Origin of the sequence: Vreelandella glaciei (genome assembly GCF_013415125.1) — a bacterium.
GTDB classification, from domain to species: domain Bacteria; phylum Pseudomonadota; class Gammaproteobacteria; order Pseudomonadales; family Halomonadaceae; genus Vreelandella; species Vreelandella glaciei.
Genome location: NZ_JACCDE010000006.1, coordinates 136,605 through 152,805, shown reverse-complemented (window position 1 = coordinate 152,805; position 16,201 = coordinate 136,605). Strand labels below are relative to the sequence as shown.

Here is a 16,201-nt window from a genome sequence, read left to right as displayed (position 1 = left end):
AGGTTAATATCCAGCAGCGACTGCACGTCTGCCCAGGGCTCTAAAATAGCGGGGGCTTGGGGGTGGGTGTTTTTGCCCGCATTGGCAATCACGATATCCGGTACCTGCCCGGCGCAAAGGTCGTCTAGCCAGCTTTTTAAAGCGTGGTCATCGGTTAGTGTAATGGTCGAGAGTGTGACTTGGGCACCTTGCTGGCGACAGATCGAAGCCAGCGCTTCAAGCGTTTCTAATTGCCGGCCGTGCAGTACGAGATGGGTGCTGGGGGCGGCATAGGCGCGGGCTAGCGCCCCGCCAATCGCACCCGTAGCGCCAGTGATCAGCACGCAGCGTGAGCGTTGAGATTGGCTCACAGCCTCTTTCACACCAACATTCACAACAACTTCTCCAGCGGCGAGGGGCAGGCTTCGAGTATGCGGGCGGCGTTATCTACCGCTAAATCAATACCGGGTTGGCAGTAGTAACCGCCATTGACCTGCACAGTGTGCATCACCGTTTTTCGAAAATAGCCAAATAGCTCTCTGTCAGGCGGCTGCGGCTGCTGCCAAAAATCCGCTAAGTCACCTTGGTAGGTTAACCCATCCAGATTATAGATGGGATCGCTAAGCGCAAAGGTTGGACAATTCTTTTCCAGCGATACGATGCCCACGGTGCTGTTAACGGTTACATTGCCTCTAGCATGTTTGAGCAGGGCGTTGAGATCCCCAGACTCTAAATAGACGATACGCCCTTGCAGGCCGTGGCATTCAGAAAGCTGTTGAATGATTTTGGGGTAGTTGACCAGCCCCATATCCAGTGGGTGGTTCTTAATACATAGCTGTGAATCGCTGGGCGCGTGTTTAGCAAACGATGCCATCACATCGTCCATCACTTGTTGCATATTGGCGTAGGGTGAGTGATCGCGAATTTGCGCATCGCTATTTAACTGTAGCGGCAGTATAAAATAGGGGCGGCCACTTTCTATCAATACCTTGATGCGTTCGGCATCGCGTTTTTTCCAAACGGCTTTTAACTGGGCGAAGCGCTTCAGGTAGCCCGCGTACTCAACAGGGGCCGTGATCGGCGCGTGATTGCGGTAGCGCGGTGCAATAAGTGGATTGGCCAAACCAGCCAAGTGGTAGCCAACATCATGCACCGCACGGATTTTGAAAGAAGACCGAAAGTGCACGGGTGCCGATGGCTTGGGCAGCGCTTTGCCGGTTTCATAAAACCAGCTTGGGTCACGGGGCAGCAGCGAGTGGCCGTTAACGCCTTCGCGCTCCAGGGTGATCCAGAACGGGCGAAAGTAGCCTTCTTCAAATACATGGGTGCGTACGCCTGCGGCGGCGGCATTATCGACGGCGGGGCGGTGAATGGGGCGGCGGTCACCGAACACGACTTGGTCGGTAATTGCGTACTGCTGCCACAGATGTTGGATATAGCCGGGTAGCTCGGCCAGTGGGCCGCGAAACAAGTGGCTTTCGCCATGGGTGCGCTGCCAGTAGGCGATATCGCCAGCATTGAAGTTGACCTTAACGACACGGTGCCCATCGTTGACCAAACGCTTGGCCAAGCGCTGGTAAAACGGTGAGCAAACGCCCTGCAAAAATAAGAATGCACGCTTCTGATGCTTCAACTCAATGCCTTCCGATCAACAAATTACGATAACAGCGGTAGAGATGCTGTTTCCATGTAAGGGTGTTTTTTTGTGTTCTTGCCTGTTCCAACAGGCTGACGACGGTTTCAGCATTGCATAGCTGGCGGGTCGTTGGGTCTACATAGCCGGGGTAAAGAATCAACGTGCCAGCCACCAGCGCATCCAACGAGAGTGAGCGCATGCGGCGTGGGCAGCTAAGCGCATCCTGGGTTAGCCCCCAGCCCGCATAAAATGGCAGGCCGTAGGTGGTGACTTCCCGCTTGCGTAGCAGTGCTTCAAAGCCGGTTAAAGAGCTCATCGTATGAACCGCATCGACGCGCTCTAGCAGGGTTGCAATGTCAATATCACTGGCGTCTAGATCATACAGGCGTTTTGCGTTGGTATCGAGTGCTCCAATACGTGCACCGCTTACTACATCCGGGTGGGCTTTGTAGACAATAAAGGCATCTGGATGCGCGCTCCGGACGGCACTAAGCAGCCCGCTATTGGTATTGATGTGCGGGGAGCCGGTAGCAATCGAGGCGTCGCTTTCTACTTGGCCGGGCACCAGTATGGTGTGGCGCCCTTTGGGCAGCCTAATAGTAGCCTGACCACCTACGTTGTACTTTGAGAGCTTGAGCGCCACTAGCCGTTTACGCAAATATTGGGCACGCAGCAGCAGGTCGTTGCTAAAGTGAGCATGATTAAGCTGGGTTTCTAAATCACTGGGCTGACTGGGGTCGTAATAGATGCCTTGGGAATCAATCACCAGCGACAATGGCTGGGTGAGGTCGACCCCGAGTCCCACCGAGCGGATGAAGCCATCTTCCATGCGCCATAGTTTGGCCATGTGTTGGGAGTGCTGATGTTTAAAATCAGCATCAATGCGGCTTGACCATACCAGCAGATGCTCTTCGGGCTGTTCGCTGGCGGGTAATTTAGCATGATAATTTACTTGAGCGGCGGGGCCTAAAAAATCGCCGATAAAGCGCCGTTTCCATGAGGAAAACCCGCATGCCCGCCAGTTTCCCCGGTAGCGCTCCTGCTGGCGCCTTTGGTCGGCGATCAAGGCGATGGTCTCTTCTAGCGTGACAGATTGTCGAGTGTAAGGATTAACGTAGCGACAATAGCGTAAATAAGCAGCGGCAAACACTTCAACTAATGGGCGTTTAATGCGGCGACGGTGGCAGGCCACTTGATCATGGGTGAGGCCCCAGCCTGAATAAAACGGAATGCCAAAGCAGTGTACCTGCTTACCAGCAAGCAACGCTTCAAAGCCCAGTTGGCTGGTCACGACGTAAACGTGATCAACTTGGTCAAACAGTGTCCAGGGATTAAGGTCTTCACTGATTACCCGGCAGCGGGGGTGGTCAGCGGCATTAAGCAGATGGCCCTGTTTTTTGCCCGCGATAACATCGGGGTGGATCTTGACCAAAATGTCGCTTTCGGGATGCGCTTCTAACGCGGCTTCCAGCATTTTCTGAAAACTTTCCGCTTGGGCGCCGCCGTAATAAATAGAAGCATCTCCAGCGGTTTGGTCAACCACTAATACGCGGGCTCGGCTCGAGACCTGAAGCGGCTGGTCGGGGGCATGGTTATATTTGGAGAGACGATAGCGGGTGATCAGCGCCATGCAGCGTTCTGCTTGGACTAACTCTTCATCGTTGAAGCTGGCTGTGTTGAGCCAGTTTTCCAAATCAGAAGGGCGTGACGCATCGTAATAAATGCCGGTTTCATCGACGACCAAGCTGTGCGGTTGAAAGCCGTCTACACCCAAACCTAGCGAGCGTATAAAGCCATCCTCTAGCGCGATATAAGGTAACTGATGTCGTTTTGCATACTGTCTGGCACGAAGGCTGGTGGGCTTTAACCCCCAACCAATGACAGCATTCGGCTTCGGCTTCAATGGGTTGAGGTGGACAAAACGATCAAATTCGGGCAGCAGCGTGGTCAGGGCGACCAGTTTGCGAATACCCGAGGATGTATAACCGGCTGTTCGTTTTGCCATCAGTAAGGCCGCAGTAATGTAGCAGGATGAAGGATAGGTGGGCGAACATACGTGAATTGGCTAGGGTTATCAATTCACAACTCCCTGAAAAGCCATGGAAGGAAGTGCCAATAGGGCGGGCTGAGCCGCGAACCTATATTGTATTTATAATATTTTATAGTTTTTCCATGAAAGGCTACTAAATTGCTTATCAGTCAATAAAAAAAGTACCCAGGAGGCGGGCCCATCTCGGTACGCTTGTCTTTACGCACTCTCCAGCTCGGGCGTTAACAAAAGCTATGTATGGTTGATGTACATCAACGATCACATAGGTAATACTTTCTATAAGTTGGTTGTTGAAAGTATTTAGGCGATACTTGCCTGCCAATCTCAATAAATGAGTTTTAATGCATATCAAGTTCGCTAGGTGCGTACAATTGTTCCCATGAAAGTCATACTCCTCCCTCGCTCATTAAGAGGCAGACTACTGCTGGGGCTAGCGCTTACTTGGGTTTTAGTCGTGACATTGGTGTTGGGCATGTCATGGCAGCTTGGTAAAGCGATGGTGCATCAGACGAATATGACCCATCTGCGTTATGAGGCCTCTCTTCTTGCTAGCGAAGTTACCCAGCAAGTTGAGTTGCGTATTCATGCACTTGAAAGGCTCGATGTCATTCTTGGTGACAATAATGATGCTGAGGCACTACTCAAGGTCTTGCGTGATAATGATGCTTTAATGACATGGTTTGAGACGCTTATAGTCGCCGACTCTAGTGGACGCGTGTTAGTTGACTGGCCGGAGGTAGAAGGTCGTGCTGGCCTTGAAACCGGGCATCTTGAGTACTTCGATGTGCTGCGAGGCACTCGAAAAAATTATGTTAGTGAACCATTTGTAGGACGGGTGACTGGTATGCCAATGGTGCTCATTGGTGTGCCACGAACTGATGTATACGGTCAGTTTGCCGGGTTTGTGGGTGGCGTGGTGGCCCTAAACTCTAGCGGTTTATTCGAACGTATTGCAAAAATACGCTTGGGGGAGAATGGCTACGCGAGTATTGCAACGGCGTCTGGCAAAATCTTATATCACCCAGATCGTGCGTTAGTTAACTTAGATGTGCCGAACAAGGCGTTAAATCCTTGGTTAGACTTGGCGTTAGATGGCTGGGAAGGAGATGGCTTCGGTGAGCTTTTAGACGGCCAAACCGCACTACAATCCTATGCACAAGTGTGGCCTGCCGGTTGGATTATTGGGCTGTATTTGCCGGTTGATCAAGCACAGCTGCCACTGGCAGACTTTATTCAGCAGCTATGGTGGCTTTGGATCGCATTGATTTTGCTGATGTTCCCTTTAATATGGTGGATGTTAGGCCATGTCCTTTCTCCTCTTAAGCATTTAGAAACCCAAATTGGAGAAGTCGGGATAGGGCATCGTGAAAGCGTCAGTCTTGCCACCAACATGCTCGAGTTACAGCAAGTGGCATATACCTTTAACCGGGTCGATAATGAGCGCCAGCTATTGATGAGTAATCTTCAGGAGCGGGAAGCTTTTCTTGATTCTGTTTTAAACACGGTGCCCCAAGGAATGTTTGTTGCTGACATTAATGGCGATATTACCTATATGAATCCAGCACTTTTGAAATTGTTGGGGTTTTCTTCTTATCTACCTTTAGAAGCATGGTTTGAACAGATTCAATTAGAAGATCGCGCCGGGGCTAGAGACCTCTGGCGTCATAGTTTACGCACGGGGAGTGATTTTGTGCGTCAGTTACGCTTTTTACGCAGCGATCAAGAGCTGCTGTGGCTGGATATTCATGCTCGTGTGGTCATGCTTTCCCAAGATGGTCATACACTTGGGTTGGTAGGAGTCGTTAAAGACATCACAGAGCGCCGGGAGCAGGAGGCTATTCAGCGTTGGGAAGCGGAACATGACCCGCTAACTGGCTTGTTAAATCGTCGAGGTTTTGAGCGCCGCCTTGAAGAAGCCTTTGCCGATTTCCAAAAAACCAGCACGCCTTCGGCTCTTTTGCTGTTCGATTTAGATCACTTTAAGCCCATCAACGATGAAGGTGGACATGCCTTGGGAGATGAAATGTTGCGTCGTATTGCTCAGGTAGTCGCCCGGGAAGTGCGTCGTAGTGACCATGCCGCTAGGCAGGGCGGTGATGAATTTGGCGTGCTGTTGCCCAGCTGTACTTTACTCCAGGCGCAAAGAATAGCTGAATCATTGCGCAAAGCGGTAGGTGAAATCTCGGTTGAACATGAAGGTAAAGAGTACGTCGTCACTTTAAGCATCGGCGTTACCACTTTTGATGAAGACGACACCAATGTGATGGATATCTTAGCGCGGGCCGATGCCGGCAGCTATGCAGCCAAACGCCAAGGGCGAGATGGGGTAGTGGTCAATCCGCCCCAAAGTCATGATGATGTCATGGAACTTTTCGATCGGTTTTAATAGTTATCGCTATGCACCAAGCCGTTTTGATGCCTGTGGTGTGCTTAACAAGTCGACAAAACTTGCCCAGCAGTAGAATATAAGCAAGTGCTGAATTTGTTATTATAAGCCAGTTTTTTAAAATCAAGGCTGATCGAGATACTGTTGTGAACCTAATTGAACTGTTTGCTCGCACGCTGGATATTACGCTGCCTGTTTTTGCGATGGTGTTTATAGGCCTGGGCCTTAAGCGCTTGAAATGGATCGATAGCGCTTTTGTCTCGACCGCTTCCGCACTGGTATTTAAAGCAACGCTCCCCACGCTGATCTTCCTTAGTTTAATCAAAGCCGATCTAAGCGTTGCGCTAGACGTATCGCTGATGGTGTTTTTTGCCGTGGCTACGTTGGGGCAGTTTTTATTGAGCTGGGTATGGGCGCGATACCGTGTCGTGCATCAGGATCGCGGCATTTACGTTCAAGGGGCGTTTCGCGGCAACTGCGGGATAGTGGGGCTGGCGTTGGCCGCGGGAATGTACGGGAACTACGGGCTTTCTGCGGGTAGCCTGCTGCTGGGTGTGGTGATTGTGACGTATAACGCGCTTTCGGTTGTCGTGTTGGCCTTCTACCAACCGGGCCAGTCCACCGATTGGCGCAGCCTGCTTAAGCATGTCGCCAAAAATCCGCTGATTATTTCTGTGTTTGCGGCGTTACCCTTTACGGCACTGTCGATCCCGCTACCCAGTTGGGTGATTACCTCTGGGGACTATTTTGCCTCGTTAACACTGCCGCTGGCGTTGATTTGTATTGGGGCGACGCTCTCCGTGTCGAGCATGCGCGACAGCAGTCAGGTGGCTCTCGGCGCTAGCTTGATGAAAATGGTGACGCTCCCGATACTTTCTACTGTGGCGGCTTGGCTAATGGGGTTTTCAGGCGAACAGCTGGGCTTGCTGTTCCTGTTCTTCGCCAGCCCCACTGCCGCGGCGAGCTTTGTAATGGTGAAAGCGATAGGCGGCAATGTGGCCCTGGCAGCCAATATCATCGCCATCACCACGCTAATGGCGAGCATTACTGTCACGCTAGGCATCTTCGCGCTGCGTTTGCTGGGCTGGATATAGCCATTCGGTTGGCCCTACCTAAGTCGACGCGTTATACTACGCGCCCGCAAGTTAAGACCACGTTTGTCCCTGTAGCTCAGTAGGATAGAGCAGCCGCCTCCTAAGCGGCAGGTCGCAGGTTCGACTCCTGCCAGGGACGCCAATTAAATCCATGGCTTAATGACGTAATTCTCTAGTGCGTTCCCCACTCAAGCCTTTAGTTCCCCCCCTAGTGGTTCCCCTAGTGTTCACAAGCACTGCATTGAAGCGGCTCTTTTCGCTTGCGCCCCAAGTTACGTGAGGATGGGCTTATGGCCCTGGACACGTGGATGATAGATGCCACTTCAGTGCGAGCCACACGCGCTGCCGCTGAAGGCGGCAAAAAAGGGGCTCGAAAGAACCGCTAGACCTCGCCCTTGGCCGTTGCCGCTTCGGTTTAACTCCCAATTCATTTGGTGTGTGATCGTCATACTTGGTCACTGCCATTAACCCTGCCCGCCAGCCAACAAGTAGCTTTTCGGCACTTCGCTTTCACGTTGAAGAGAATCTCTCTGCCACATAGTGTCAGGCGTCCTCACAGACGTAGTCGCTATAGAGTGGCTGATAAAGAAGGTGACAGCGGTGAGCTGCGCCATGACTGTGATAGGCACGACATGCGGTAGGACGCTGCTTTTGCTGGCTTAAAGAGTGACGCCGCATCGCCACACTCGACCATTAGTCAGCGCCTCACCATGCACTTATTGCTTGAATCCAGGCTTATAGCCGCTCCGAATTTCCGGAAGGATTGCTGATTCATCAATCTACCGCTTGATTCGGAACGAAAAGCTTAAAAAAACCAGTTTGGTCATTTCTTTACTGTGGTCATGTTGTGTGCAAACGAAGCGCGGCAGTAAGCTCCAATCCAAGCTTGCTTTGCAGGCTAAAAAAACAATTACTAAAAACGCTAGGAGAAACGCAATGTTCAAGAAAACCACTCTTGCCGCCTCTATCATCATGATGTCCATCACAACAGCGCAGGCGGAAGGCCCTTATCGCATCGGCATTACTCAAAACAACGTGGGTGTGGATAGCTATCAAACGACCTATGAAAGTGCGTTTGAAGCTGCTGCTGAAGAGGCAGGCAACGTTGATATTGTGGTGTTAGATGCCGGCGGTGATGTCGCTCGTCAGATTGGTCAAATGCAGGATCTTATCCAGCAGCAAGTCGATGCCATTATCATTTGGCCAACCAATGGGCAGGCCGTAATTCCTGCTATTCGTCAGGCTCATCAGGCGGGCATTCCTGTCGTCGTGACTAATTCCAAAATTGCTGAAGCGGGTCTTGAATTCATCGCTGCCTTTTCAGGCCCAGATAATGTTCAGCAAGGCATTGCCTCTGCGGAAATGATGTGTGATGCCCTCGGGGGCGAAGGGCAGATCGTGCAGATTGCTGGCCAGCCGGGCTACACCACCGCCATGGAGCGAGCGACCGGTTTCGAGGTGCGTCTTGCTGAAGCTTGCCCTGGTGTAGAGCTGCTGGAAACGCAGCCCGGTAACTGGAACCGTGAGCGGGCTCAGCGGGTGATGGAAGATTTCCTGACTAAATATGACCGTATTGACGGCGTTTATTCCGGCGATGACAACATGGGTGTCGGCGCACTGAATGCGGCGAAAGGCGCTGATCGTGCCGATGAGATTATCTTCATTGGTGCCACGAATTTCGCCGTTGGTTACGACGCGATTGAGCGTGGCGAGTATTACGGTTCTATCTATCAGTCTCCCGTAGATGATGCGGAAGCCGCCCTACAAACGGCTTTGGATGTATTAGCCGGAGAAGAAGTGCCGAAGATGAACTTCTTCGAGACACCCAAGATCACTGCTGAAAACCTGAGCGAGTTCGATCGTCCCGTTTTCTGAAGCGAGGCATGCTGCTGCCCAGAGCGCTGCGTTTAGTGCGTCGTCTCTGGGAGCCAGCATGCACCTGAAAGTAGGGTTTCTGCACTGGATTTCACGGTAAGCGTCTATGGATGATGTCGTTGTCCATTGCGCTAACCGGGTGTTCCGGGGTGTTTTTATACAGGTGATTAGCATGGCTTTCGCAGAACAATCAAAATCCAATCTGCCAGCAGGAAAACTTAGCAAAGCAAGCGTCATGAGTTTTCTATCGGCCCAGGGAATTCTCATCTTTTTCCTGGTTGGCATGTTCGTTTTTTCTTTCTTTTCTGAGCAGTTTCTTTCCCAGTCAAACATCATGACCGTGGTTCGTCAGGCCTCGATTATTGGCATTATCGCCGTGGGTGTCACGGTGGTGATTATTGGCGGTAATCTGGATCTTTCCGTGGGGTCGATGCTGTCGTTTTCGACGGTATTGGTGGTGGATCTACACGATAAGGTTGGCCCCACCACGGCCATTCTGATGATGTTTGCATTAACGCTGATGTTGGGTGCCGTCAATGGCATTCTGATCGGGTTTTTGCGCCTTAACTCCCTGATTGTCACGCTGGCGATGTTGTCTGCTATTCAAGGCTTCGTGCTGATCTACAGCGGTGGCCAAAACGTTGATATCGCAAATCAGGACGGCACGTGGTTTGCGTTTTTTGGGCGTGGCTATTTGGGGGGTATTGCTGTCCCTATCTTGCTGTTTGGTTTGCTGGCCATTCTGGTTCAAGTGGTGATGAGCTACACAGGCTACGGGCGTCGCATCTTTGCTGTCGGTGGCAATCCTATGGCTGCCGTTTATTCGGGCATTCGCAAGAACTGGTGCGTGTTCAGCACCTATCTAATCTCAGCATTCTGTGTGGCGTGTGCGGCACTTGTTCTTGGCTCGCGGGTGATGGGCTCACAAAACAATGTTGGCCAAGGTTATGAGCTACTGGTACTGGCCGGGATCATCCTGGGTGGTACTAGCCTGCTGGGGGGCGCTGGCAGCATCTGGAAAACCGTGATTGGCGTGCTGATCCTGGGCTTTATTCAGAATGGCCTGCTGTTGATGGGCTACCCCTATTACATCCAGTGGATCGTGACCTGGGTCATCATCATCCTGGCCGTATGGCTGGACCTCGCTAACAAGCGTAAGCGCTTGCTAACGACCCACTCATAACGCGGAGGAGTAAAACATGACAAGTCTAAAAGGGTTCTTCCGTGGCAGAACGGCTATCCAACCGATCTGGGTGTTTGTTCTCGTCATCTTTATTTTCTTCAGCTTTATGTCGGAGTACTTCCTGTCATTTGGCAATATCAGCAATATTCTGGTGCAAACCTCCACCATTGGCCTGATCGCGCTTGGCATGACGCTTGTCATGATCAACGGCAATATCGATTTGTCGGTCGGTGCGACCTTGGGGCTAGCGGCTTCATTAGCAGTCGGGTTGCAAGAGACGAGCATGACACTGGCGATTCTTGCGGCACTCGGTTCCGGTGTGTTGCTGGGCGCGATTAACGGCCTGATTGTTTGGAAAACAGGCGTCAATGCGTTCATCGTGACGTTAGGCGCCATGCTGGGCATCAGGGGGCTGATCTTTCTATACACCGGTGAGCAGTCGTTTTATGCGTTGAATTTTGCCTTCTCTGACTTTGGTACCAGCACCATCGGACCTTTTCCAGTATTAGCCATTATCTTCCTTATTTGCACATTGATCATGCATCTAGTGCTGACTCGAACCGGCCATGGGCGTAACACCTATGCGGTGGGCGGCAACCCTGAAGCATCAATTGATGCCGGGATTCGGTTAGGGCGTCACATGATGATCAATTTCATTATCGTTGGCTTCTTTGCTGCCCTGGCGGGCGTAATGCTGGCCAGTCAGATGGGCGCGGCGACACCTAATCTAGGGCGTGACTACGAGCTCTGGGTGATTACCGCAGTGGTATTAGGCGGCACCAAGTTGACCGGTGGTTACGGCAGCATCGTTGGCACCCTAGGCGGGGTGCTGGCTATCGGTATTCTGCGTAACGGCATGAATTTAATGCAGGTGCCTGCGTTTTATGTGCTGGTCATTCTCGGCGCTATCCTCATCTCGGTGCTGGTTATCGACAAGAAGCTTAATGCACCCTCGGCTAAGGAGGTGCGGATATGAGCCCTTCACAACACGACTTTTCATCTAACAAACGACAGCCGATTAACGCTGAACCGATACTGCGACTTGAAGGTATCACCAAGCGTTTTCCTGGGGTGGTTGCCCTAAATAGTGTGGATTTTGACGTGCGGCCTGGGGAAGTGCATGCCCTGCTTGGCGAAAATGGGGCAGGCAAGTCGACACTAATGAAAGTGCTAGCGGGTAAGCACCAAGCGAATGAAGGAAAGATCATTCTTGCTGGCCAGGAAATGGCCTTTGAAAACCCCAAGCATGCCAAGCGGGCAGGCGTCGTGCTGATTCATCAAGAGCAGTCGCTGGTACCCGAAATGACGGTTGCCGAAAACATCTTTCTCGGCAGCCTGCCAAGAAAGCCGTTCAATCGCGTTGACTGGCGCAAGCTGCGCGAGGATACCAATAAGATTCTTGAGACGCTTAAGTGTGGTTTTCAACACGATGACTTAGTGGGATCGCTGTCGATTGCTAAGAAACAGATGGTCGAAATTGGCCGAGCGTTGGCGTTTACCCCGCGCGTAGTGGTGTTCGATGAACCGACGGCATCGCTCACTGACCATGAAAAACCAGTGCTCTATGACGTGATCAATTCGCTGTGTGAGCAAGGCGTGGGGATTGTTTATATCTCCCACCGCATGGATGAAATTTTTCACTTATCACACCGTATTTCCGTGCTGCGGGATGGTGAATACACCGGAACCGTCAATACGGCGGATACCAACGAGGACGAGATCACTCGAATGATGATCGGCCGTAGCTTGGAGCTCGATCATGCCAGCAAACCGAGTAACTTTGGCGACAATTTGTTGGAAGTGCGCAACCTCTCGGTGAAGCGCGTATTCGAGAACGTCAGCTTTAATGTTCGCAAGGGTGAAATTGTGGGCATGTACGGCCTGGTAGGCGCGGGCCGCTCTGAGGTCGCAGAAACCATCTTCGGCCTGCGCACGCCTTCCACTGGCGAGGTGGTGTTAGATGGCAAGGTGGTGTCCTTCCGTAACTCCCATGACGCCGTGGTTCATGGCGTTGCTTTGGTGCCTGAAGACCGCAAGGATCAGGGACTGATTCTGGGAATGAACTGCCGAGATAACATGACTCTGGCAAGCCTTTCTAGCGTGTCGTCATGGGGCTTTATGACGAGTGCCAAAGAGCGAGAGGTGTACGACAAATACCATCAGGCGATGAAAATCAAAACCCCCAGCTGGCGCCAAAAAGTGGGCAACCTGAGCGGCGGTAACCAGCAGAAGATCGTCATCGGCAAATGGCTGCATACCCACCCCAAGCTATTGATTCTTGATGAGCCAACCCGAGGCATTGATGTGGGATCCAAGTCGGAAATCCACACCCTGGTTAAAGACCTGGCCAAATCTGGCTATGCGGTGCTGGTGATCTCTTCCGAGATGCCCGAGGTGCTTGGCCTGAGTAACCGCATTATCGCTATGTATGACGGTCGCGTTACCGCTGAGTTTGATGGTGACAACGTCAGCGAGGACGAGTTGGTTCAGGCAATTACCGGAATGGGCAAGCAGGCGCAGGCGAGCTAGCACGCCGTTTTGCGACTGTTGTGCTCTGCAAAGAGCACATACAGACCACTTCAAACGTATAAGGAATGTTTTATGCAACCCTTTGTTTATGATGGCCTGCCATCCCGCGTGGTGTTTGGCCGAGGAACCTTGTCGCGTCTAAGTGAAGAGCTTGACCATCTAGGCTGTTCACGCGCCCTGGTGTTGGCCACGCCTCAACAGCACGAGCAGGCAAGCCGCGTACTAGCGCAGTTGGGTGAGAAGGGCATAGGCGTTTACGCGGACGCCGCCATGCACACGCCAGTCGACGTGACCGACAATGCCTTGCAGGTAGTGAAAGAGCTGAACGTGGATTGCACTATTGCCATTGGCGGTGGCTCGACGATTGGTTTGGGCAAGGCGATCGCGCTGCGCACCGGCTTGCCGCAGATCGCCATTCCTACCACCTATGCAGGCTCAGAAATGACCCCGATCCTGGGGGAGACCCGCGACGGTATCAAGACGACGCAGCGCACTTTAGATGTACTGCCGGAAACCGTCATCTATGACGTGGATCTCACCTTGACGCTACCCGCTGAGATGTCCGGAACCAGCGGCATTAACGCGATAGCTCATGCGGTAGAGGCGCTATATGCCCGTGACTGCAACCCAGTAATCGCGCTAATGGCAGAGGAGGGGATCGCGGCGCTGGCGAGAAGCCTGCCCGTGATTGCTAACGACCCCAGCAATGTAGAAGCGCGCTCTGATGCGCTGTATGGCGCTTGGTTGTGCGGAACGTGCCTTGGCTCGGTGGGGATGTCGTTGCACCATAAGCTGTGCCATACCTTGGGCGGCTCTTTTAACTTACCCCATGCGGAGACGCACACCATTGTGCTGCCCCATGCACTGGCTTATAACGCCCCTGCCGTGCCTGACGCAATGGCTCGCATTGGCCGTGCGCTGGGCTGTTCGGACGCCGCCGCTGGGCTTTATGACTTAGGCCGTGCAGTTGGCGCACCCAGTGGGCTTGCTGAACTTGGCTTTACCCCCGCCGATGTTGAGCGCGCCACAGAGATCGCTACTCAGAACCCCTATTGGAATCCGCGCGAAATAGAAGCCACGGGCATTCAGCAGTTACTCAGCGATGCCCAGGCGGGCCGTCGCCCTCACGCTCAACCTGGGGGTGCGCAATGAAAGTGCTCTTCATTAACGCTACCGTGATTACCATGGACTCGCAGTTGGGCGAGTTAAGCAACGGCCAGGTGCTGGTTGAAGATGATCGCCTTGCCGCCGTGGGCCATGGCCTGGTCGATGACCCCAAGGCGCAGGGCGCAGAGGTTATTGACTGTGCTGGCGGTATTCTCATCCCTGGGTTGGTGAATGCGCATATGCATACCTGGCAGACCGGGCTGCGTGGCGTTGCCGCCAACTGGACGCTGCTTGAGTATTTTCGCCACGTCCACCGCGGTCTGGCGGCGCTATTCACGCCCAATGACATTTATATTGCGACCCGTATGGGCGCGATTAATCAGCTTAACTGTGGCACCACCACATTAGGTGACTGGTGTCATAACAACCCTAGCCCAGACCACACAGACGCTGCCGTGAGTGGGCTAAAAGAGTCCGGAATACGGGCGCTGTTTATGCACGGCTCACCGAAACCGGACCCACAGCCTGGCCAGCCGCATTTTAGTGAGATCCCCCACCCACGCCATGAAATAAAACGGCTGTTAAAGGGTGAGCTGGCGAATCCAAAGGGGCTTGTCACTTTAGGCATGGCCATCCTTGGCCCTCACTATTCAACCCTTGACGTTACCTTGAAAGACTTTGCCCTGGCGAAAGAGTTTGGCCTTGTGGCTTCGATGCATCAGGGCGGGGGCGCGGCGGTAGCGCCGGGCGCCTGGGATGAAGTTGAAAGCCGTGGTTTGCTGGGGCCCGATATCAACATTGTGCATGGCCAAAGCCTGGATGACGGCCAGATGTCACGGTTCTGCGCCAGTGGTGTGACGTTCTCGATTGCACCGGAAAACGAGATGACCCAAGGCCACGGCTTTCCAGTCACTGGGCTGGTACGCCAGCACGGCGGGGTGGTGTCTCTGGGGGTTGATCTTGAGTCTGTACTTTCGGGTGACATGTTCAGTGTTGCCCGTGCCGCACTGGGGATGCAGCGTTCCCTGGATAACGATGCTTCACGTCGGGAGCAAGGCAAGATACCGGACACCTCGACTATTACTACCCGAGAAGCGCTTGGCTGGATCACGCTGGATGGGGCGAAAGCTCTTGGACTCGATGCCCGCATTGGCAGCCTTACGCCAGGCAAGCAGGCCGACTTGGTGCTGATCGACAGCAACAAGCTCAATATGCAGCCGGTCAATGACCCAGTTTCTACGGTGGTGATGCAGACAAGCCTAGCTAACATCGACAGCGTCATGGTGGCCGGGCAGTTCAAAAAGCGCAGCGGCCGCCTGTTGATTAATACCGAGCAAGGTATCGCTGAGCTTGCTAAGTCTGGCCACCGTATTCACGCCGAACTGCTGGCGCGTGAAGCCCACTCGACACAGGAGGCAAACCAATGACAACCGTTTCCACCACGCGCCCTTCGCCACCTAAGGTGGCTTGGGTGGGCTTGGGTAAGCTGGGCTTGCCCATGGCCGCCAGAATTATCCAGGCAGGAACCGCGGTACAAGGATTTGACCTTTCCAGCGAGCGCCTCGCGTTGGCTGCAGCGTTAGGAGTCACGCCCCATCAGCAGCTTGCCAGTGCGGTGGCTGATTGTGATCTGGTGTTTGTCTCGATTCCCGACGACCGCGCTTTAATCGCGCTTTGCCTTGAAGCGGGCGAGCTGGTTCGTCATATGATGCCCGGGAGTATCTTGGTCGAGACCAGTACGGTGAGTGTTGAAGCGTCTGCCCGCGTGGCCGAAGCGGCCAAGGCTCATGGCATCTCGTATTTGCGTAGCCCCGTGTCGGGGAACCCCGTGGCGGCTGAGGCAGGCACGCTGTCGGCGATGGTATCTGGCCCCCGCGATGCACTGGCATCCGCCAAACCCGTGTTTGAAGCCTTTACCAAAGCACAATATTGGCTGGGCGATGAAGAGCAGGCTCGGGTCGCCAAGCTGGCGATTAACCTGATGATTGCCGTCAGTGCCGGAATGATGAGTGAAGCGCTGACCCTGGCGCGCAAAGGCAACATTGAATGGGACGCCATGTTGACGCTTATTTCCGACAGCGCGGTGGGTTCACCGATGGTGAAGTACAAGGTGCCGCCACTTTCCCAGCGCGATTTCACCTCGACATTTTCCGCTGCCCAAATGGCCAAAGATCTCGATCTGATACTTGATTGCGCCCACACCTCCGGGGTCACAACGCCACTGGCCGCCCAAATGCGCGAAGCCTATACCGCGCTTATCGCCACCGGCCATGGCGATGATGACTATATCGCTACCGTACACCACACCGAGCGACTTTCGGGGCTCGGTGAGCCGACACCCGCACCGCATAGGGGGCAATAA

Annotated in this window: 12 protein-coding genes and 1 tRNA gene; 10 read left to right on the top strand and 3 right to left on the bottom strand. The window is 53.3% G+C overall.

Annotated features, from left to right (window positions below):
- The 3 genes from HZS80_RS06340 to HZS80_RS06330 form a co-directional block, all read right to left on the bottom strand.
- Positions 1–350: SDR family NAD(P)-dependent oxidoreductase (locus tag HZS80_RS06340; RefSeq protein WP_179915493.1), on the bottom strand; the 350-nt coding region annotated here is incomplete at its 3' end.
- 20 nt (positions 351–370) lie between these two features.
- Entirely contained in the window at positions 371–1,612 is a 1,242-nt protein-coding gene (locus tag HZS80_RS06335; protein WP_035566746.1) for a capsule biosynthesis protein, read from the bottom strand.
- Between the two features lies 1 nt (position 1,613).
- On the bottom strand, positions 1,614–3,620 hold the full coding sequence (locus tag HZS80_RS06330) for a capsular polysaccharide biosynthesis protein (protein WP_035566745.1): 2,007 nt from the start codon (positions 3,618–3,620) through the stop codon (positions 1,614–1,616).
- 517 nt (positions 3,621–4,137) lie between these two features.
- Here HZS80_RS06330 and HZS80_RS06325 point away from each other — a divergent pair.
- From HZS80_RS06325 to HZS80_RS06280, 10 genes are all read left to right on the top strand, one after another.
- The gene (locus HZS80_RS06325) at positions 4,138–6,051 is read left to right on the top strand and encodes a sensor domain-containing diguanylate cyclase (protein WP_246361751.1); all 1,914 of its coding nucleotides are present in this window, start codon (positions 4,138–4,140) and stop codon (positions 6,049–6,051) included.
- A gap of 146 nt (positions 6,052–6,197) precedes the next feature.
- Positions 6,198–7,145, top strand: a complete 948-nt coding sequence (locus tag HZS80_RS06320) for an AEC family transporter (protein WP_035566740.1) — start codon at positions 6,198–6,200, stop codon at positions 7,143–7,145.
- Between the two features lie 65 nt (positions 7,146–7,210).
- Positions 7,211–7,287 (top strand) — tRNA-Arg (locus HZS80_RS06315).
- Between the two features lie 794 nt (positions 7,288–8,081).
- Complete coding sequence (locus HZS80_RS06310; protein ID WP_179915491.1) at positions 8,082–9,020, top strand: sugar ABC transporter substrate-binding protein; 939 nt, start codon at positions 8,082–8,084, stop codon at positions 9,018–9,020.
- 235 nt (positions 9,021–9,255) lie between these two features.
- The gene (locus HZS80_RS06305; protein WP_218927602.1) at positions 9,256–10,203 is read left to right on the top strand and encodes an ABC transporter permease; all 948 of its coding nucleotides are present in this window, start codon (positions 9,256–9,258) and stop codon (positions 10,201–10,203) included.
- A gap of 16 nt (positions 10,204–10,219) precedes the next feature.
- Positions 10,220–11,179, top strand: coding sequence for an ABC transporter permease (locus HZS80_RS06300; RefSeq protein WP_179915489.1), 960 nt, complete (start codon positions 10,220–10,222; stop codon positions 11,177–11,179).
- Positions 11,176–12,732, top strand: a complete 1,557-nt coding sequence (locus HZS80_RS06295; RefSeq protein WP_179915488.1) for a sugar ABC transporter ATP-binding protein — start codon at positions 11,176–11,178, stop codon at positions 12,730–12,732. Before HZS80_RS06300 ends, HZS80_RS06295 begins: the two co-directional genes overlap by 4 nt.
- 72 nt (positions 12,733–12,804) lie before the next feature.
- On the top strand, positions 12,805–13,884 hold the full coding sequence (locus tag HZS80_RS06290; RefSeq protein WP_035566731.1) for a maleylacetate reductase: 1,080 nt from the start codon (positions 12,805–12,807) through the stop codon (positions 13,882–13,884).
- A complete protein-coding gene (locus tag HZS80_RS06285; RefSeq protein ID WP_035566728.1) occupies positions 13,881–15,266 on the top strand; it encodes an amidohydrolase family protein in 1,386 nt (461 codons plus the stop codon). The genes HZS80_RS06290 and HZS80_RS06285 overlap by 4 nt, the downstream gene beginning before the upstream one ends.
- Entirely contained in the window at positions 15,263–16,201 is a 939-nt protein-coding gene (locus HZS80_RS06280; protein WP_045812141.1) for an NAD(P)-dependent oxidoreductase, read from the top strand. Before HZS80_RS06285 ends, HZS80_RS06280 begins: the two co-directional genes overlap by 4 nt.

Excerpts from the sequence above, each read along its gene's own strand:
- HZS80_RS06330 (WP_035566745.1), bottom strand. The coding sequence starts at position 3,620 with ATGGCAAAACGAACAGCCGGTTATACATCCTCGGGTATTCGCAAACTG.
- HZS80_RS06325 (WP_246361751.1), top strand. The coding sequence starts at position 4,138 with ATGTCATGGCAGCTTGGTAAAGCGATGGTGCATCAGACGAATATGACC.
- HZS80_RS06310 (WP_179915491.1), top strand. The coding sequence starts at position 8,082 with ATGTTCAAGAAAACCACTCTTGCCGCCTCTATCATCATGATGTCCATC.
- HZS80_RS06305 (WP_218927602.1), top strand. The coding sequence starts at position 9,256 with ATGAGTTTTCTATCGGCCCAGGGAATTCTCATCTTTTTCCTGGTTGGC.
- HZS80_RS06300 (WP_179915489.1), top strand. The coding sequence starts at position 10,220 with ATGACAAGTCTAAAAGGGTTCTTCCGTGGCAGAACGGCTATCCAACCG.
- HZS80_RS06295 (WP_179915488.1), top strand. The coding sequence starts at position 11,176 with ATGAGCCCTTCACAACACGACTTTTCATCTAACAAACGACAGCCGATT.
- HZS80_RS06290 (WP_035566731.1), top strand. The coding sequence starts at position 12,805 with ATGCAACCCTTTGTTTATGATGGCCTGCCATCCCGCGTGGTGTTTGGC.
- HZS80_RS06285 (WP_035566728.1), top strand. The coding sequence starts at position 13,881 with ATGAAAGTGCTCTTCATTAACGCTACCGTGATTACCATGGACTCGCAG.
- HZS80_RS06280 (WP_045812141.1), top strand. The coding sequence starts at position 15,263 with ATGACAACCGTTTCCACCACGCGCCCTTCGCCACCTAAGGTGGCTTGG.